The 16,977-nt window shown below is 48.4% G+C and carries 21 protein-coding genes and 1 riboswitch; of the genes, 5 read left to right on the top strand and 16 right to left on the bottom strand.

Annotated features, from left to right (window positions below; all coding sequences use genetic code 11):
* Positions 1-96 precede the first annotated feature (96 nt).
* Positions 97-203: riboswitch (SAM riboswitch) on the bottom strand.
* A 694-nt stretch (positions 204-897) separates the two neighbouring features.
* The 8 genes from ABJ225_RS18770 to ABJ225_RS18735 all read right to left on the bottom strand — a co-directional run bounded on the left by ABJ225_RS18770 (position 898) and on the right by ABJ225_RS18735 (position 8,630).
* The gene (locus ABJ225_RS18770; RefSeq protein WP_218246585.1) at positions 898-1,209 is read right to left on the bottom strand and encodes a thioredoxin family protein; all 312 of its coding nucleotides are present in this window, start codon (positions 1,207-1,209) and stop codon (positions 898-900) included.
* Positions 1,210-1,211: 2 nt separating this feature from the next.
* A complete protein-coding gene (locus ABJ225_RS18765) occupies positions 1,212-1,571 on the bottom strand; it encodes a toprim domain-containing protein (protein WP_079515648.1) in 360 nt (119 codons plus the stop codon).
* A gap of 136 nt (positions 1,572-1,707) precedes the next feature.
* Positions 1,708-1,941, bottom strand: coding sequence for a YusG family protein (locus ABJ225_RS18760; RefSeq protein ID WP_222115231.1), 234 nt, complete (start codon positions 1,939-1,941; stop codon positions 1,708-1,710).
* Positions 1,942-2,029: 88 nt separating this feature from the next.
* Positions 2,030-2,413 (bottom strand): glycine cleavage system protein GcvH, encoded by a 384-nt coding sequence (gene gcvH, locus ABJ225_RS18755; protein WP_048007063.1) that lies wholly within the window; start codon positions 2,411-2,413, stop codon positions 2,030-2,032.
* A 93-nt stretch (positions 2,414-2,506) separates the two neighbouring features.
* Complete coding sequence (locus ABJ225_RS18750; RefSeq protein ID WP_056541014.1) at positions 2,507-2,863, bottom strand: arsenate reductase family protein; 357 nt, start codon at positions 2,861-2,863, stop codon at positions 2,507-2,509.
* Positions 2,864-3,161: 298 nt separating this feature from the next.
* Positions 3,162-4,946: an acyl-CoA dehydrogenase family protein gene (locus tag ABJ225_RS18745; RefSeq protein ID WP_218246584.1), complete on the bottom strand. Its 1,785-nt coding sequence runs from the start codon at positions 4,944-4,946 to the stop codon at positions 3,162-3,164.
* Positions 4,947-5,004: 58 nt separating this feature from the next.
* Complete coding sequence (locus ABJ225_RS18740) at positions 5,005-6,183, bottom strand: acetyl-CoA C-acetyltransferase (protein WP_347321321.1); 1,179 nt, start codon at positions 6,181-6,183, stop codon at positions 5,005-5,007.
* Between the two features lie 23 nt (positions 6,184-6,206).
* Positions 6,207-8,630 (bottom strand): 3-hydroxyacyl-CoA dehydrogenase/enoyl-CoA hydratase family protein, encoded by a 2,424-nt coding sequence (locus tag ABJ225_RS18735; RefSeq protein WP_347321320.1) that lies wholly within the window; start codon positions 8,628-8,630, stop codon positions 6,207-6,209.
* 162 nt (positions 8,631-8,792) lie between these two features.
* Between ABJ225_RS18735 and ABJ225_RS18730 the strand changes: the two genes are divergently transcribed.
* Entirely contained in the window at positions 8,793-8,924 is a 132-nt protein-coding gene (locus tag ABJ225_RS18730) for a YuzL family protein (protein ID WP_347321319.1), read from the top strand.
* Positions 8,925-8,956: 32 nt separating this feature from the next.
* On the opposite strand, the gene ABJ225_RS18725 is transcribed toward ABJ225_RS18730, so the two are convergent.
* Positions 8,957-9,454, bottom strand: a complete 498-nt coding sequence (locus tag ABJ225_RS18725; RefSeq protein ID WP_347321318.1) for a GNAT family N-acetyltransferase — start codon at positions 9,452-9,454, stop codon at positions 8,957-8,959.
* A 57-nt stretch (positions 9,455-9,511) separates the two neighbouring features.
* Positions 9,512-10,429: a proline dehydrogenase family protein gene (locus ABJ225_RS18720; protein ID WP_347321317.1), complete on the bottom strand. Its 918-nt coding sequence runs from the start codon at positions 10,427-10,429 to the stop codon at positions 9,512-9,514.
* 229 nt (positions 10,430-10,658) lie between these two features.
* Between ABJ225_RS18720 and ABJ225_RS18715 the strand changes: the two genes are divergently transcribed.
* From ABJ225_RS18715 to ABJ225_RS18705, 3 genes are all read left to right on the top strand, one after another.
* Positions 10,659-10,916 carry a ferritin family protein gene (locus ABJ225_RS18715; protein ID WP_048014610.1) on the top strand — a complete coding sequence of 86 codons (258 nt, stop codon included), beginning with the start codon at positions 10,659-10,661 and terminating at the stop codon, positions 10,914-10,916.
* 12 nt (positions 10,917-10,928) lie between these two features.
* Entirely contained in the window at positions 10,929-11,267 is a 339-nt protein-coding gene (locus ABJ225_RS18710) for a spore coat protein (RefSeq protein WP_079515642.1), read from the top strand.
* A 99-nt stretch (positions 11,268-11,366) separates the two neighbouring features.
* Entirely contained in the window at positions 11,367-11,675 is a 309-nt protein-coding gene (locus ABJ225_RS18705; RefSeq protein WP_048014608.1) for a hypothetical protein, read from the top strand.
* A gap of 49 nt (positions 11,676-11,724) precedes the next feature.
* Here ABJ225_RS18705 and ABJ225_RS18700 read toward each other — a convergent pair whose 3' ends face one another.
* The gene (locus tag ABJ225_RS18700) at positions 11,725-12,189 is read right to left on the bottom strand and encodes a hypothetical protein (RefSeq protein ID WP_347321316.1); all 465 of its coding nucleotides are present in this window, start codon (positions 12,187-12,189) and stop codon (positions 11,725-11,727) included.
* Positions 12,190-12,642: 453 nt separating this feature from the next.
* On the opposite strand from ABJ225_RS18700, the gene ABJ225_RS18695 reads away from it, so the two are divergent.
* The gene (locus ABJ225_RS18695; RefSeq protein WP_347321379.1) at positions 12,643-13,215 is read left to right on the top strand and encodes a hypothetical protein; all 573 of its coding nucleotides are present in this window, start codon (positions 12,643-12,645) and stop codon (positions 13,213-13,215) included.
* 66 nt (positions 13,216-13,281) lie between these two features.
* Here ABJ225_RS18695 and ABJ225_RS18690 read toward each other — a convergent pair whose 3' ends face one another.
* The 5 genes from ABJ225_RS18690 to ABJ225_RS18670 form a co-directional block, all read right to left on the bottom strand.
* A complete protein-coding gene (locus tag ABJ225_RS18690) occupies positions 13,282-13,953 on the bottom strand; it encodes a hypothetical protein (RefSeq protein WP_053073035.1) in 672 nt (223 codons plus the stop codon).
* A gap of 121 nt (positions 13,954-14,074) precedes the next feature.
* Entirely contained in the window at positions 14,075-14,335 is a 261-nt protein-coding gene (locus ABJ225_RS18685; protein ID WP_048007073.1) for a DUF2573 family protein, read from the bottom strand.
* Positions 14,336-14,338: 3 nt separating this feature from the next.
* Complete coding sequence (gene fhuF, locus ABJ225_RS18680) at positions 14,339-15,091, bottom strand: siderophore-iron reductase FhuF (RefSeq protein WP_347321315.1); 753 nt, start codon at positions 15,089-15,091, stop codon at positions 14,339-14,341.
* The gene (locus ABJ225_RS18675; RefSeq protein WP_048013298.1) at positions 15,088-15,906 is read right to left on the bottom strand and encodes an ABC transporter ATP-binding protein; all 819 of its coding nucleotides are present in this window, start codon (positions 15,904-15,906) and stop codon (positions 15,088-15,090) included. The genes fhuF and ABJ225_RS18675 overlap by 4 nt, the downstream gene beginning before the upstream one ends.
* Before the next feature lie 14 nt (positions 15,907-15,920).
* Complete coding sequence (locus tag ABJ225_RS18670; protein WP_048013299.1) at positions 15,921-16,976, bottom strand: FecCD family ABC transporter permease; 1,056 nt, start codon at positions 16,974-16,976, stop codon at positions 15,921-15,923.
* Position 16,977: the final 1 nt, after the last annotated feature.

The raw sequence follows: 16,977 nt of genomic DNA, 5'->3' as shown, positions 1-16,977 counted from the left end.
AATGACGTTTGCTGTTAAATCATCGAACGTCATTTGAAAAATAAAAATGCCTTTCTGCGATAAGCAGAAAGGCATACTATTTCAATAGCAGACTTTCTCTCATCTGTCGAAGCCTTCGCTTCGAGTGAATTGGCACCGTGTCAATTTTCATTGACGGTTGCCGGGTTTCATCGGGCACTTCCCTCCACCACTCTTAATAAGAGATAAACGTTATTTAATTATCCATACTAAATACTCAGAAATTTGTTACTAAAAAGATACTATCACCGAATAAACATGGTGTCAATTCATTTTTGCACATTATACGCTCACTGGTTCAACGATGTGAAAACGGGTCAACCAAAGCACGGATTCAGCAAACAACAAATGCCGGTAACCCCCACGGACTACGACATCCTTTTTATCAACAAGGGAAGTTAATCGCTCATTCCCTGCAAATAAAGAAAGTAACTGCCGGACCTCTCCAGCAATTATCGTCAGATGGGGATCAGGGTGTGGTTCGGGAAGTACGGCGCATCCCTTATTCGAAATAGACAGACTGTACCCGCTTGAGCCACTTTGGAAGTGTAGGACGAAAGGTGTGTCTGGAAATAATAATTGTAAGTGATACCTGGTCTCGCATTGATCTACTACTTTCTCTAAATACTCTCTCATGCAACCCCTCCAGTATCTCGGATACTTAACTAATTCCACTACTGGATTGTTTATCCTCCCGTACTTTCTCGACAGATTGTGGACGGACTGTCGAAGGAAGGGCCCAATAGACAATATATTGGCGGGTTCGTTTCATTTCCCGAGAAATATGTCCCGGTATGTAGAAAAGTCGTAGTGGTTTCCGTTGAAATCCATCTATTTCTTTTGCTATTCGAGCATAAAAAAAAGGCCTTTTTGGCCCCTTCACGCTATCTTATTCAATGCTTCATACAGAAACGGTACAGACTGGAACGCATAGATCCGGTCGACCTCGACTCCATCTTTGAACAGGAGGAGGCAAGGAACGCTCTCGATCGCATACTCAGTTGCGAAATCCGCCATGTAATTCAGATTTGCCTTTGCAAAAACAAACGGTTGGGGCAGATTTTCTACGATCTCGATCATCCTCCCTGCAACCTGACAGGTCCCACACATGGGTGTATACAAATAGAGGGCAAGCAGTCTTTCATTCTTTCGAATCGTTTGCAGCGCTTCATGGCTGTTCAACTCTTTCAAAGCTAATTCATCCTTTTTCCAAGATATTGTTGGTGGACATCAATATTGGCTCCGATCAAAACGGAAGCGAGGTGATATTCCGGGGCAGCAGCCACTTCCTTGTACATCCTGTCGATATACAGGTGGCCTGCTTCCGGGAACTCCCGCTTGAATTGCTTGCGGAGTTTTTCACCGGCTTCGTCGGCATCCACAAGGATGTATACGTCCCTGTCGATTAATGAATCAATCAGTTCGTCCATTTTAGTCAGACTGATCGTACCATTGGTACAAATGATTTCCACGGGCTCACTGATGATATCTTTGACCTTTCGTTTATCGGATGTGCCTTCTACGATCAGGACTTTTTCATCCACGACTTCCATGACAATCACCTTGACTTTCAGTGAAGTAGTAAAAGATTATTAATGGTCCACTTATTATCTCTATTTTCTCATGTCAGTGGTATTTTGCAAAGGATTTGATCCTAAAGAACACCGGGGGGAATCCCCCGATGTCATGTTAACACCATCCACCTTCATCGCAATCCGTATAGCGGGCGTCATGCCCTTCTGATGAGGTATAGCTCTGGTAGATTTTATTTTCTTTCGCCTCGAAATTCGGCTGCATGCTGATCCCCTCCAACGAAAGGGGGACTTTCCCGATTGATTGGTTATCAAGGAATAGCTCAATGGAGCCATCCTTCACTTTTCCGATGACACGATCGGTCACATCGGCCTGTTTAGGTGTGAGCATGACCATCATCCTTTCATTAAAGGTTGAATTTATCTTGCCCTTGAGAATAAAAAAACACCTTGAGAATTTATCCCAAGGTGTTCCTGTTTTAGCCTTCGTTGATCATTTTATCGTATTCTTCAGATGTCATCAGTTTGTCCACTTCACCAGCGTCTGAAGGTTCCACAACAACCATCCATGCTTTCTCGTATGGAGATTCGTTGACGAATTCAGGGCTGTCAGACAGGTCTTCGTTCACTTCGACCACTTTTCCTGATACAGGAGCGTAAAGTTCAGAAACGGTCTTGACCGATTCAACGCTTCCAAAAGGCTCGTTCGCTTTGACTTCATCGCCGACTTCCGGCAGCTCGACAAAGACGATGTCACCAAGTTCTGATTGTGCGAATGCTGTGATCCCGATTCGGACGTTGCCGCCTTCGGACTTTACCCATTCATGTTCTTCTGAATAACGCAGTTCTTTCGGTGTGCTCATCTTTATCCCTCCATGCTAGTTATACAAACTAATATTGACACATTCTTTAAGAGAAAAGCAAGGAAGTCTTGCACAAATATTCTGCTGCTTCCATTACTTCCAAGTATCTTCAAACGTTTCTTCCTTGAAGCCCAAGGTTACCTTTTGACCATCGGTCGTGAGGGGGCGCTTGATCAGCATCCCATCTGAAGCCAGTAGTTCGAGGAGTTCATCTTCTGAGGCGGTATTGACCTTGTCTTTCAAGCCCAGTTCCCGGTATTTCATGCCGCTTGTATTGAAGAATTTTTTCAGGGGCAGTCCGCTTTTTTCATAAAGATCTTTCAGCGTCTCCTTGGACGGTGGCTCCTCGACAATATGTATTTCGTTGAAATCAACCTCTTCTTGTTCAAGCCATTTTTTCGCCTTGCGGCACGTCCCGCATTTAGGGTAGGAATAGAATGTGATTGCCATTGTTTTCACCACCTTTCATTTGAGTGCTTTCTTCATCATTATATCCGTTTTTGTGCTTGGCGAACAATACCGGCTGTCGATTGTTGTAGAGAATGATTTGACGCTGTCGTCTGTTCCATTAAAAAAGCACAATCTGCTGCTATGCGCAACTTCCAGGAATCACATAGGCGGAAAGAGGGCGATGGGTAAGCAGGATCTGCATGCATCAACATTCTGTTCTGCATATCAGGACTCCTATCGAGCTCCCACTCTTATGCTTCCATTAAAAAGGGGCTGCATGCAGGCAGCCCCTTTCTTCTTACACGATATATTTTTCAGCGTCGATCAGTTTCACGGATGCATCGCGTTTGAGGGCGATGACGTTGACCGGTGTGTGGCGGGTGAATTTTTTCAGGGCCGACAGCATGATGCGGAGCGTGTCACCTGATTCCGTAGCCACCAATGTTTCTTTGGCATGCTGCTCGATTTTGTTGAAAGCTTCCTGACAGAAGATCTGAGTATAGAGGAGCTTCTGCTTAGCTTTCTCCAAACCAGTCGTTTCGATCGCTTTTTCGGTCCTCAATACAACGGATTCCATTGCATATGCTTCTGAGACGATATCAGCGATATTCACAAGGACTTCCTGCTCTTTCTCAAGGGCCTTACCGAATTTTTGCGCGGCAAGTCCTGCAAGCATCAAGCCGATTTTCTTTGCATTGCGCACCAGGTACTTTTCCTGTGCAAGAGGCTCGTCGCCCACTTCTTCAGGCATAAGCATCATCAGTTCTTCCTGCAGGGCCTGTGCTTTTTGCAGCAGTGGAAGTTCGCCTTTCATGGCTTTTCGCAAATAGGTGCCAGGTACAAGGAGACGATTGATTTCGTTTGTGCCTTCGAAAATCCGGTTGATACGGGAATCCCTGTAAAGGCGCTCGATTTCATATTCCTGCATGAATCCGTAACCACCGTGAAGCTGTACGCCTTCATCCACGATATAGTCCAGCACTTCCGTACCGAAGAATTTATTGAGTGAGCATTCGATGGCATACTCAGCAATGGATTTAGCCACTTCCGCCCCGTTTTTCACTTCTTCATCAGAGAGCTTGCTCATCCTATCCTCAAAGAGACCGACCGTACGATAGACGGAGCTTTCTGCGGCATATAGCTTGGATGCCATGGTTGAGAGTTTTTCTTTTGTCAGGTTGAAAGAAGAGATCGGCGTCTTGAACTGCTGACGCTGATTCGTATAGGCTACCGTTACTTCCAATGCTCGCTTGCTTGCCCCGACTGCCCCTACCCCGAGCTTATAACGGCCGATGTTGAGGATGTTGAATGCGATGATATGCCCCTTCCCGGCTTGACCGAGGAGGTTTTCAACCGGTACTTCTGCATCTTCAAGGATCAGCGTACGTGTGGATGAACTCTTGATTCCCATCTTCTTCTCTTCAGGACCCGTCGATACCCCAGGGAATTCTTTTTCTACGATGAAGGCGGAGAAATGCTCGCCATCGATCTTGGCGTATACGATGAAGACATCGGCGAAGGCGGAGTTCGTGATCCACTGTTTCTCACCATTCAATACGTAATGGGTCCCTGCTTCGTTCAATTTGGCAGTCGTTTTTGCCCCCAATGCATCAGATCCTGATCCCGGTTCTGTCAGAGCGTACGCCGCAAGCTTTTCTCCCGTGGAAAGAGGCGGCAGATACTTTGTTTTCTGTTCTTCATTCCCGAAGAGGACGATTGGAAGGGAACCAATCCCCACGTGTGCACCGTGCGAAATCGAGAATCCTCCTGCTCTTGACATACGCTCTGCAATCAGGGCTGAGCTCACTTTATCGAGGCCAAGTCCACCATACTCCTCTGGTACATCTGCACCGAGAAGTCCCAGCTCACCCGCTTCTTTCAAGAGGCGCACGGAGTGATCGAACTCATGGTTTTCAAGATTATCGATGACCGGAACAACTTCGTTCAGTACGTAATCTTCCGTCGTCTTGGCGATCATTTTGTGCTCATCGCTATAGTCTTCAGGCGTGAACACCTGCTCATACGTTACATCTTCAATCAGGAAGCTTCCACCTTTGATCAATTTATCTGTTTGATTTGCCATTTTGGTCTCCTCCAATTTCTATGGTTTCATACGTTTATTCATCCATTAGTGTTGGAAATCAGCAGATCAGTTCAAAGACTCCTGCTGCGCCCATTCCACCACCGATGCACATCGTGACGATCCCAAACTGTTCATTGCGCCTCTTCATCTCGTGCATCAAGGAGAGGGTGAGTTTCGATCCTGTGCATCCAAGGGGATGCCCCAAGGCAATGGCCCCTCCGTTCACGTTCACCTTCTCTTCGTCCAGACCAAGATGACGGATCACCTGGAGGGACTGGGATGCGAATGCTTCATTCAGTTCGAACAGGCCGATATCTGAGAGCTCAAGCCCAGCCATCTTGAGTGCCTTTGGAATCGCCTCAACAGGACCGATCCCCATGATTTCAGGTGGAACACCTGCAACGGCAAAGCTTCTGAATTTCACCAATGGCTGAAGTCCGAGTGAGCCAGCTTTTTCGCGATCCATGACCATGACCGCAGCTGCCCCGTCACTCGTTTGGGACGAGTTCCCGGCTGTAACCGACCCCCTTACGTTGAATGCCGGACGAAGTTTAGCCAGTACGTCGGTGCTCGTTCCTTCCCGAACCCCCTCATCTGTAGCGAATAAGAATGATTTTTCCACCAGTTTGTTGGCATCTGAGACGGAGCGTTTCACGACATCGACCGGTACGATCTCGTCGGTGAACTTTCCTTCTGCGATGGCCCTGGCGGCTTTTTGGTGGCTTCTAACCGCAAAGGCGTCTTGATCTTCACGTGATATACCGAATTTCCTGGCCACCTCTTCAGCCGTGTGGCCCATGCTCATATAGTACTCAGGTGCTGTTTCAGCCAAGGTTGGATTCGGTCGTGCCACATGCCCCATCATCGGGACCATGCTCATGCTTTCTGCACCGCCGGCGATGGCTGTGTCTGAATGGCCCAGCATGATCTTCTCCGCTGCATAGGCAATTGATTGCAAACCGGAAGAACAATAGCGGTTGATGGTAATGGCTGGAACCGTATCTGGAAGACCCGCAAGGCCACCGATGTTACGGGCCATATTCAATCCCTGTTCTGCTTCCGGCATGGCACAGCCGATGATGAGATCATCGATGTTCCCTTCATAACCGCCTGCGCGTTTCAACGTTTCCTTGACGACCAGTGCTCCAAGATCGTCCGGTCTCACCCCGGCAAGCGAACCTTTCCTTGATTTCCCCACCGGTGTACGAGCACCGGCGACAATGACTGCTTCACGCATGATGATTCCCCCGCTTCCTTCGATTAATTGCGCAATGGTTTTCCTTTAACGAGCATATGCTGCATCCGCTGCTGTGATTTCGGTTCTGCTACAAGACTGAGGAACGCTTCCCGTTCAAGGTCCAGAAGATATTGTTCATCCACTTCCGTACCGAATGGAACTTTCCCGCCTGCAATCACGTAGGCAAGCTTCTGGGCGATCTTCAGATCGTGCTCCGAGATATACCCGGAATGAAGCATCGCTTGTGCTCCTAGCAATAATGTCCCGTAGCCTGTTTCACCCACGACCGGCACTTTTTTGCGTTGCGGGGCGCGATACCCGGTTTGATGGAGGGCAAGGACCGCCTGCTTCGCATCATAGAGCTGGTGATCTTGATTGACACTCACACCGTCACGGTTACTGAGGAAATTGTTTTCCCTCGCTTCATCACCCGACGTGGACACCTTTGCCATGGCGATTGTTTCGAATACTTTATTCGCTACCTTCTGAAGGTCGAAGTCCACTCCGTTCGGAAGGTCCTGCAGGTGCTTCATATAAAGCTCCTTATTGCCTCCTCCGCCAGGGATCAATCCGACTCCGGCTTCAACAAGTCCCATATACGTTTCCATGGTTGCCTGGATGCGGGCTGCCGGCAGGCAGACTTCGCTCCCACCCCCGAGTGTCATACCGAATGGTGCAGCCACAACCGGTTTGGATGAATACTTGATTTTCATCATTGCCGATTGGAAGTGGCGGACGACCATATCCAATTCGAACACGTCATCCTGCGCTTCCATGAGGATCATGGCGAGATTTGCCCCCACACAGAAGTTTTTGCCCTGATTTCCGATGACCAGTCCTTTGTAATTCTTCTCCACTTCATCAATGGAAGCATGGATCATCTGCAGGATGTCGAGACCAATGGCATTATTCTGAGAATGGAACTCGAGGAGTGCCACGCCATCGCCGATATCGATCAGGCTTGCGCTTGTGTTTTTCTTGATGACCTTCCCTTGCTTCTTCAGCTGCTTCAAACTGATATGCTTGGGATTTTTCTCTTCCGTTCTGTAGCTTCCTTCGTGGTAGAAGGATCGCTCCCCGGATTCATCCTCGCTATAGAACGTCTTGAACCCAGCTTCAAGCATTTGATCTACCCAAGCAGGGACGTTCAGCCCTTGTTCCTTCATTAAACTGACGGACCGCTCCACTCCGATGGCATCCCATGTTTCAAACGGTCCCTTTTCCCAGCCGAAGCCCCATTTCATCGCCTGGTCGATGGCAACGATATCGTCGGCAATTTCACCGTGGAGCTCTGCGGAATAGAGAAGGACCGGAGATAATATATTCCATAGTAAGGAACCAGCACGATCCTTGGCATAGACCAATGCTTTCATCTTATTGTTCAAGCCTTTTTCATTACGGCTCAGCTCTGTTGAGGCCGTTTTCAATTTTTTCCTCGGGCCATATTCAAGTGTTTCCGGATCAAGCTCAAGGATCTCTTTACCCTGCTTCAAGTAAAAACCCTGACCGCTCTTGCTTCCATACCACCCTTTTTCAAGCATGGTCTGGATGAAGGCCGGGATCTCGAATACGTTTTTCTCATCTCCGTCCACCTGGTCGTACACGTTTTTCGCCACATGGGCGAATGTATCGAGCCCCACAACGTCAAGGGTCCGGAATGTCGCACTCTTCGGCCGTCCGATGGCAGGACCCGTAATGGAGTCCACCTCGCCGACGCTGTATCCGCCTTTGAGCATTTCCTGTACTGTGACGAGGAGGCCGTACGTCCCGATACGGTTGGCGATGAAGTTCGGCGTATCTTTCGCAAGGACGACGCCCTTCCCAAGCACATCTTCGCCGAATTCCTTCATGAATGACAGGACCTCAGGATCGGTTTCGCCCGTCGGGATGACCTCCAGCAGCTTCAGGTAGCGGGGAGGATTGAAGAAGTGGGTGCCGAGGAAGTGCTTGCGGAAGTCCTCAGATCGCCCTTCCTTCATCGCTTCGATGGAAATACCGGACGTATTGGAGCTGATGATGCTCCCTTCTTTTCTGAACGACTCGATTTTCTCGAACACCTGTTTTTTCACATCCAAGTTCTCAACGACCACTTCAATGATCCAATCACAGTCTTTCAGTGATTCAAGATCGTCTTCCAGGTTTCCTGGAGTGATCAAGCTGAGATTCCCTTTTACCGTGAGTGGTGCCGGTTTTTGTTTCAATAGCTTCTTTAAAGCGTTTTCACTAAATTGGTTCCTAAAAGAAGGATGCTCCATTGTCCATCCTTTTGCTGCGTCTTTGTCGGAGAGGTTTTTAGGGACGATGTCGAGAAGCATGGTGGGGATCCCGATATTTGCAAGGTGTGCAGCGATGCCGGAACCCATGACACCCGATCCCAATACTGCCGCTTTCTGAATTCTACGTACCAATCTATTTTCCCCCTTTGAAGGTTTTGAATGAATACTCATTCATTTTATGTCGAAAAAAAAGACCCGAATGAGTTTCTGTTACCTATAATATAAACGAAAATCAAAACTATCGCAATATTTAAACGTTTAAAAATTCTATTTTTTGTTAACGGTACATCTCCCTCTCCGCCTGCGGGCACGCTAAGGATGGAGGTGAGAAACGTGGTCAAACATAAGAAGGATCCATCAAAAGGCGGGGTCAGCGCAGCCAGCATCAAAGGGGATGCCGGTCCTGGTACTGAACCTGGCGGCAAGCGCAATAGCCAGAACAACCAATACAAAAAACAACCGTAATGCGGAAGGCGTTTCCTAAAGGGAACGCCTGTTTACGTAAGTCTTTTGCCCATGATGAAATATTCTTCCGGTACATGGGGGTAGAATCCTTCCTTTACGACCACCCATCCTTTTCTTTCATAAAATCCAATCGCTCCTGTATTTTCCTTCCTGACAGTCAGAAGTGCCTTTTCTTCCCTTCTCCCTTCAAAGAGGTTATCCATGAGTTTCCCTGCAATTCCTTTTCCTCTATGTTCAGGAGCCACGCCCAGTTCCACAAGTTCCATGGCGTTCCTTATCCATTGTGTTTCAGGTAGCAGATGCCGGGCGAGAAGATCGTGATAATACTGGCCGGCAAGTGACGTGTAACCATAAATGTATCCGATAACAGCCCCGTTCTCCACCACAAGATACCCTTCATGCCCTGGGTATTTCGCATGTTTTCTGAACTGGATCTCCATCGGTATGCGTTCCACGTTAAAAAGTCTGCTGTACAACCTCACCATCCTTGGAAAATAAGGACTGTGGATCTCCATCGGTATAAGCTCCATTCCACCCCTCCATTCTATCCAACCAAAAAGACCCCAATAGAGGGGTCCTTGCCATTCTTATTTCTTCATGACCCCTTTTAGAACAAACGCGACGTTTGCCGGTCTTTCAGCGAGCCTCCTCATGAAGTATCCATACCAGTCGGTACCATACGGAACATAGACCCGCATTTTGTATCCTTCCTTCACGAGTTCATGTTGACGCTCCACTCTGATACCGAACAGCATCTGGAATTCAAATTGGTCGTAAGGAATGTTATATTCCTCGACGAGCTGTTTCGTGTATTCGATCATGGCATCATCATGAGTCGCGATGGCGGTGTAATTACCGTTCAGGAGATGGGTCTTGATGATACGCTTGAAGCTCTCGTCCACGTCTTTTTTGTCTGGGAACGCCACTTCGGGTGATTCTTTATATGCTCCCTTCACCAAGCGCAGATTGGGTGAGTAGTGATTAAGATCGTCGATATCCTTTTCCGTTCTATATAGATAGGCTTGAATGACCGTACCGATGTTGTCATATTCGGATTTGAGCCTCTTGAAAATATCGATGGTCTGGCCGCATCGTCCATAATCCTCCATATCGATGGTAACGAATACATTTTGCCTTGTTGCCTCATCGAGGATCATCCTCATGTTCTTCATGACCACTTCCTCTGAGATATCCAGTCCCATGGACGTCATCTTCAAGGACAACTGGGAGTTCAGATGTTCTTTCCCGATGGCGCGGATCGCCTCTACGCACTCCCTCGCCATGGCATTCGCCTCTTCTTCGTTATCCACAAATTCACCAAGGTAATCGATGGTGACGGCAAGATTCTGTTTGTTGAGCTCCCGTATGACCTCTGTTGCCTGGACGATCGATGATCCTGCCACGAAACGTGCGGCACCGAATCGCAAACCGTACTTCTTGGCAAGCTTCGTCATTGATTTATTTTTTGAAAGGAATAAAAAGAAATTACGCATTGCCTGTTCCATGTTGTTATGCCCCCTGTAGAACAATTATCTTTATTCGGAAAACGTTTTCTTTAGTGCCAAAAAATAAAATGTTCAAACAATTATCATATTTACCAACATTCTATCACCTTTTGTCGAGTTTGAATATAGCGTTTGATTACTTTATCAGGAGAACGTTCCGACTGAATACTTGATTGTGGGTGAGGCACAATAATACATGTTCGCCCATTAAGAAAAGGAGGAACCCATTTTGGAACAACAACCAATGAATATTTCCCAAGGTACCGTCTATCAACAACCGCCGCAAGTGATCACAACAAAGGATTCCCTTTATATAAACGATATGTTGGCATGGAACCTCAATGCCATGAAAAAATGTCATTTTGCCGCTGCCCATTCACAAGACCCATCCATCCGCTCCATGCTCGATCGGTGCGGTCAGATGCATCAGCGACATTACGAACAATTGATGAGTCATCTTCAGAAGCATACGATGCAACAATCATAAGGAGGAATTCACATGGATCAGTCCAAGATTCAAAACCCCAAGACCCAAGTACCCGACACACCACAGATGAATGATCGGGACTTCATGACCGACATCTTGTCACTTGAAAAGCATATGACTGCATCTTACGGGACCGCATTGAACGAAGCGAGCCATGACGGATTGTACCAGGATATCCTCTCCGTCTTCACGGAAACCCAGAATGCCCAGCGGGAGCTCTACAATGAGATGTTCCGGAAAGGCTGGTATTCACTCGAAGCAGCGGACAGCCAAACACTGCAGCAGTCCCTCATTCAGCATCAGCAGACCGCATCCCAGTTCCCTTATAAGGGGAATGGGCCCATTCAATAATCCCACAAGCAGACAGGCGAACATTCCTGTCTGCTTTTTTTCTTCTCCTGGCTGCTCATCATGGTATGATGATTAAAAAGATGATAGGAGAGGATATAAATGGGTAAAATTGAAATTTCAAGAGAATCACAATTCATGAACAAAATGCGCAGTTATGACATCTATGTGGATGGGGAAAAAACGGGGGAAATCAAAAATGGGGGGACAGAAGAGATATCTGTCACTCCAGGTGAACATGTCATACAGTTGCAGATCGACTGGTGCAAGAGTAAGAAAATCCCCTTCCGTGTATCTGAAGGAGAATCGCTTTCCTTCCAGTGTGGAAGCAGGCTGAAGGGATGGAGAGTATTGAAGGCTTCTTCAAGCATGGATAAAGAGGATGTTTTTGTTTATCTGGATCAAGTGTAAGCACGGGGGCGTTTTTATTCCAGGAAGGGCAAGGAGAGTATCTTTTGATTCATATGGAAAGGTCAGGAGTCCGTTCCGTTTCGCTTCGGCCACCCGCTTTCCATGGGGCGTGCGGTGAGCCGCTTCGGCAAGCCTGCAGGGTCTCACCCTGCCCGCTTTTCCCATAGGAGTCGGGTGGCCTTCGCTTCACTGCACTGTGTGCATCTGGATTGGTTTTCGTTATCTGGTAATCCTCTTTTTCATTAGGTATGGATGGAAGACAGGCTTTCTCTTCCGCTGGGATCGCCTGACTTACATGGGACTGCGGTGAGCCGCTTCGGCAGGCCTGCAGGGTCTCACCTTGCCCGCTTTTCCCATAGGAGTCGGGTGGCCTTCGCTTCACTGCACTGTGTGCATCTGGATTGATTGTCGTTATCTGGTAATCCTCTTTTTCATTAGGTATGGATGGAAGACGGGCTTTCTCTTCCGCTCGGGTCGCCTTACTTACATGGACTTGGGTGAGCCGCTTCGGCAAGCGAGCTGGCTTTTCATTCAGCCCACTTTTTCCTATGTTTATCGGGTAACCTCCGTTGCACTGTCTGCATCTGGAGGAATAATTGCTTTCTGGTATTCCACCTTTTCACACATATACCACCCCTATTAACATCACAGAGCTTACATCGCTCCTTCTTGCTTTTTTTGAGTTTCCCTCAAGAAATGGCCTATTCATTTAGGATTTGGTCGATTATTTTGCACACTCACTATCCACGCCCTTTTATCAGGGCGTTTTTTTAATAGAGGGGACTGGCCGATTGGTAAAGAGCGATCATCAGAAGTCTACTCTTCTAAATTCTGCAGAAATAGTCCGAACCCTTCTCTATCATTTTCATATACTATTACTAGAAACGGAGGTGATTACATGGCAAGAAACCGAAGGCATCAAAGAGGGGAAGTTCCTCCTGCTTCTTCGGATCACGATGATACGTGCATGGTTCACAAGGAGTGTATGGACAGGGCGTTTCGCCTTCCTGTTTTCTTAAGTACTACCAACACCCTCAATCCCCGCCAGCAGCGCTTCCTTAACCGGCTGATCGCAGAAATGGAAGAAGCCCTTCTCTTTCCACGCACCGGCCCTATTACCGAAAATTATCCGGAAACCATTTTAACCAACGTTCGAAGACTGGTATCATCAAGCTACGGCATGCTGGCTATGAACTTCCGCCGCTTTCTTGTAGAAGTGGTGGATACCAATGTAGGAGGGACACCTTCTCCTGAACCGTTTTGGCAGGGCTCTAGCTTTGCTCAGATCGAGCCCGCGATGGCCTTCCAGCGAGGCATCCCGATCCTTCTGGTCAGGGAGAAAGGAACAGATTTGACAAACGGTCTATGGCTAGGAGGCATCCCACCGCTCAACACGTTGATCGAATGGGATTCAGAGAACCAAACCGTGGATGAATTCTTCGAGAGCGTATCTTGGAGAGAGGTCTTTGCCTTCTGGACGGCGGAGGTCAGGACCACGTATTACAATCTGACTGAACCGGATGTCCAGTACAAGTGCTGATACCCGTTCCATAATAAAGCCCGTCCCTGTGTTTCATCACACATCGGGACGGGCTTGTTTGTACTCTTACGTTTCATCGACGGCACGCTGAATGGCATTGAAGGGATTCTTGTCATCTGAATCAATGGTATAGACTACTTTCCCATCCTGCCACATCACTTCCGTACCGGGATGCTCCTTGAATCCGTTGATGGTGATGACCCCTCTGTCATGCGGGGCAGGAAGAGCGTGGTCTTCAAGGTAGGCCACAACCTCTTTGGCCATATCAAGGCCCCCATCATAGCCGTCAATGGCATATTGCCCGTCAGTAGGGAAATCGACCCTGATCAGCCAGTTTCCTTCGTTCCATGAAACATATTCATGTCCTGCCGCTCCTTCTTGAAGCGCTTTGAGTCCATGGCCCAAATCGGTATTGGTTTGTTCCACTGTCGAATAGTCTTTGATGGACCCTGCTGCTTTTTCAGCTGTTTCATACTTTTCCTCTTCAACATTTAGTTGATTCTCACCTTCCTGCTCCCCTGCCGCCTGCTCTTCTTTGTCTTCATTACTATCATTCATTTCATCTTCATCGGATACTGACGTCCCTTGAGTTTCTTCCATTTCATTGGCCTGGTCAGTTTGTTCCTGGGAGGCAACCTTTTGATCCCCGTCATCTGTAGCACTACTGTCCTGGCTGCACGCCGACAACGTAAGGAATCCTGCCAACAAAAATGCCGCTCCGAGATAATATCCTTTCATAAAGTTGCACCACCTTTTGTTGAATACATAGATTATTTTCCCTTCTCTCCCTCCCTAAAACATGATACAAAAAGAGCCACCCGAAACGGTCCGCATTCTGCGATCCGTTTGGGAATGGCTCTTATGAATCATCCTGGCCTTTCGTTTGCTCGCGGTGGATCCTGTTCCACTCCTTGATCTGCTCCACCATCTCTTTCATATCCGCTTTTCCTTCTGGATATAGGGAGTTCCAATGCTTGACGAGGGCAGGCATATTTTTGGCAATGAAGGAATACAGCGCATAGCGGGTGACCATCTCTTTCTTTTCAGATGTGCTCTCACCAAGGAGCAGCTCCGTGTATTTTTCAATCAAGGCATCAAACTGATCGTCGAATTCACTCATGGTTCAACTCTCCTTTCTGGTTCTGTCATGAAGGGGACAGGTTATACATTTACCGGTAGCTCCGTCGAGACGATATGAAAAACAGCAGGTTTTTCTGACTCTGATCATTTCCCCGTCAACCGGGGATTTCTCTCTGAAAAAGCGGTTAAGGGGATTTTTCCTGCAGGTGCCGAACCAGTGGGCGTTTTCTTCAGACAGGATCATACGGAAATCTTCTTCCCTGTCAGATTCATTCCCTTCCCCGATGAAAAAATCGTCCGTTTCATAAACCCAGTAGATATAGACGGCAACATTTTCCCAAAGAATCATCTCTGACACGTTGAATGTTGAGCTCACAGCTTGGATGATCGGAACGATGGTTTTATGGAAGAGGTTTTGGATATATGCCCTTTTCTCTTCCTTAGAATGGAAAGCTTCCATCCCCGCGTTTTTCACATGCACATGGGGAAGCCATAGTCCACTCTTCATATGATCGACAAGGATCATATTCTCTAGGTTCACGTCCACCTTACGATTCCAGTAGGTCATTGCCATGAGCGCCATGGCAGCGGTGAAAGCGTATCGTTTCATAAAGATCGATGCGGCTGCCGTACGGTCTTTCGTCCCGATTAAATGGAGCCTGTTTGAGATGTACACGTCCAATTCGGCAGGATCGAGTAAAGATGCCACATCGGTACCGTCTTCACCATCGTGCACCGTGAAACGATATTTCTCCAGTATGCGCCATTGGTCCCTGCTCAGACCGGCTACCGTCATCCCGTGACACCGACAGGTTTGAGGATGCAGCGCCCTTTCCCGAACGGAATGCAGAGCGGAGTACCGAATAATGGATCACTTGAAACCTGACAGTCCATGCCGAATACATTCTTCACCAATTCACAGCTGATGACATCCTCCGGCTTACCTTGTGCATAGACTTCCCGGTCACGAATGGCCACGATATTGTGAGCATATCGACATGCAAGGTTGATGTCATGAAGGACCATGACGATCGTGCGGCCCTCCCTTTCATTCAACTCAAACAGGAGATCGAGGATTTCGATCTGGTGGGTCATGTCGAGATAGGTCGTCGGCTCATCCAGGAGGATGATATCCGTATCTTGTGCAAGGGTCAGGGCAATCCATGCACGCTGACGCTGACCACCGGATAGTTCATCCACTTTGCGATCGCGGAATTCCTCCATTCCCGTTGCACGAAGCGCATCTTCAACGATTTCTTCATCCTTTCGGGACCATTGCTTGAGCCATGACTGGTGGGGATACCTTCCCTGCTTCACAAGTTGAAGGACTGTCAATCCTTCAGGTGATACCGGAGTTTGCGGGAGAATGGCCATTTTCCGGGCAACTTCCTTCGTCGACAAACGGGAAATGGATTCACCATCAAGAAGGACGGACCCCTCCTTCGGTTTTAATAAGCGGGCGATAGATCGCAGCAGCGTCGATTTCCCACAGCCATTCCCTCCGATGAAAACCGTGATTTCACCCTTGGGGATGTCGAGGTCCATCTGATCGATGATCGTTCTTTCTCCATATGCCAATGTCAGATCCTTCGTTTGAAGACACTTGCTCATTCTGGCCAACTCCTTTAAGAATGTCTGGTTTTGAATAATAGATAGATGAAGTAAGGGGCTCCGATCGCGGCGGTGAACACGCCAGCCGGTACTTCCAGGGGAAGGAACAGTGTCCTTCCGATCAGGTCTGCGAGCATCACAAGCAGTCCGCCGATCAGTGCCGCCACGGGAAGCAGTGCCCCGAATGACGAGCCCACAAGTCGCCGCGCCATATGGGGGGCCATCAATCCGACGAACCCGATCCCACCTGCGAAAGCGACCGCTCCCCCGACCAATGCCGTGGACATGAGGAGCAAGATGAATCTTTGTCGCTGGACGTTGGCACCTGCACTTGTCGCCACTTCCTCACCAAGCTCCTGAATGTTCAGCTGACGGGTGATCATGAAGCTCAGGAAGATGAAGATGATGCTCCACGGAAGCAGGATCCATACGTCCTGCCAGTCTGATCCATTCACCGTGCCGGTGATCCATATGTTTGCCTGACTTGCCCGGTAGATCGGCCCCATGATCATCAGGAGAGTCGTGCATGCCTGTGTAAGGGCTGAGATCCCGATTCCGATGAGGACGAGCCTTACGGGGGAAACACCTTTCTTCCACGCCAGGAAATAGACGAGGAATGCGATGACCGCCGCACCGATGAAAGCTGCCACCGGGAGCCATTTGATGCTGACCATCAATGTATTATCCTTGTTGCTGAAAATCGTCAGAAAAGCGACGACGGCTGCCCCTGCACCACCTGTCACCCCGATGATATCCGGGGAAGCAAGGGGGTTGCGGATCATGCCCTGAAGGATCCCACCTGCAACGGCAAGGGCCATCCCTGCCAGAAGCGCGATGAGGATCCTTGGAAGCCTGAAGGATGTGACCACCAGCTGATCGATGCTCGAACCGCCCCCGAAGAAGACGGATACCACCTTCCACGGCGCGATCTGCATATCACCGATGCCGGTGCTGATGATCACGGCAAGCATTGTGAGTACCATCAGCAGAACGATTTTCTTTAAAGCCGATGTATCCATAAGAACGGATACCCGTTCTTTCAACCATCTTTTCCCTGTAAAACGACTCATT

It is taken from the genome of Rossellomorea sp. RS05, from assembly GCF_039822645.1.
Taxonomy (GTDB): Bacteria; Bacillota; Bacilli; order Bacillales; family Bacillaceae_B; genus Rossellomorea; species Rossellomorea marisflavi_B.
Note: the sequence above shows the minus strand (reverse complement) of the source record. Positions and strands in the feature narration are given on the sequence as shown.

Excerpts from the sequence above, each read along its gene's own strand:
- ABJ225_RS18725 (WP_347321318.1), bottom strand. The coding sequence starts at position 9,454 with ATGGAGCTTATACCGATGGAGATCCACAGTCCTTATTTTCCAAGGATG.
- ABJ225_RS18745 (WP_218246584.1), bottom strand. The coding sequence starts at position 4,946 with ATGGCAAATCAAACAGATAAATTGATCAAAGGTGGAAGCTTCCTGATT.
- ABJ225_RS18740 (WP_347321321.1), bottom strand. The coding sequence starts at position 6,183 with ATGCGTGAAGCAGTCATTGTCGCCGGTGCTCGTACACCGGTGGGGAAA.
- ABJ225_RS18690 (WP_053073035.1), bottom strand. The coding sequence starts at position 13,953 with ATGAAAGGATATTATCTCGGAGCGGCATTTTTGTTGGCAGGATTCCTT.
- fhuF (WP_347321315.1), bottom strand. The coding sequence starts at position 15,091 with ATGACGGTAGCCGGTCTGAGCAGGGACCAATGGCGCATACTGGAGAAA.
- ABJ225_RS18750 (WP_056541014.1), bottom strand. The coding sequence starts at position 2,863 with ATGGCAATCACATTCTATTCCTACCCTAAATGCGGGACGTGCCGCAAG.
- ABJ225_RS18765 (WP_079515648.1), bottom strand. The coding sequence starts at position 1,571 with ATGGAAGTCGTGGATGAAAAAGTCCTGATCGTAGAAGGCACATCCGAT.
- gcvH (WP_048007063.1), bottom strand. The coding sequence starts at position 2,413 with ATGAGCACACCGAAAGAACTGCGTTATTCAGAAGAACATGAATGGGTA.
- ABJ225_RS18685 (WP_048007073.1), bottom strand. The coding sequence starts at position 14,335 with ATGAGTGAATTCGACGATCAGTTTGATGCCTTGATTGAAAAATACACG.
- ABJ225_RS18735 (WP_347321320.1), bottom strand. The coding sequence starts at position 8,630 with ATGAGTATTCATTCAAAACCTTCAAAGGGGGAAAATAGATTGGTACGT.
- ABJ225_RS18695 (WP_347321379.1), top strand. The coding sequence starts at position 12,643 with ATGGTTCACAAGGAGTGTATGGACAGGGCGTTTCGCCTTCCTGTTTTC.
- ABJ225_RS18670 (WP_048013299.1), bottom strand. The coding sequence starts at position 16,976 with ATGAGTCGTTTTACAGGGAAAAGATGGTTGAAAGAACGGGTATCCGTT.
- ABJ225_RS18675 (WP_048013298.1), bottom strand. The coding sequence starts at position 15,906 with ATGAGCAAGTGTCTTCAAACGAAGGATCTGACATTGGCATATGGAGAA.
- ABJ225_RS18760 (WP_222115231.1), bottom strand. The coding sequence starts at position 1,941 with ATGCTCACACCTAAACAGGCCGATGTGACCGATCGTGTCATCGGAAAA.
- ABJ225_RS18705 (WP_048014608.1), top strand. The coding sequence starts at position 11,367 with ATGGGTAAAATTGAAATTTCAAGAGAATCACAATTCATGAACAAAATG.
- ABJ225_RS18710 (WP_079515642.1), top strand. The coding sequence starts at position 10,929 with ATGGATCAGTCCAAGATTCAAAACCCCAAGACCCAAGTACCCGACACA.
- ABJ225_RS18720 (WP_347321317.1), bottom strand. The coding sequence starts at position 10,429 with ATGGAACAGGCAATGCGTAATTTCTTTTTATTCCTTTCAAAAAATAAA.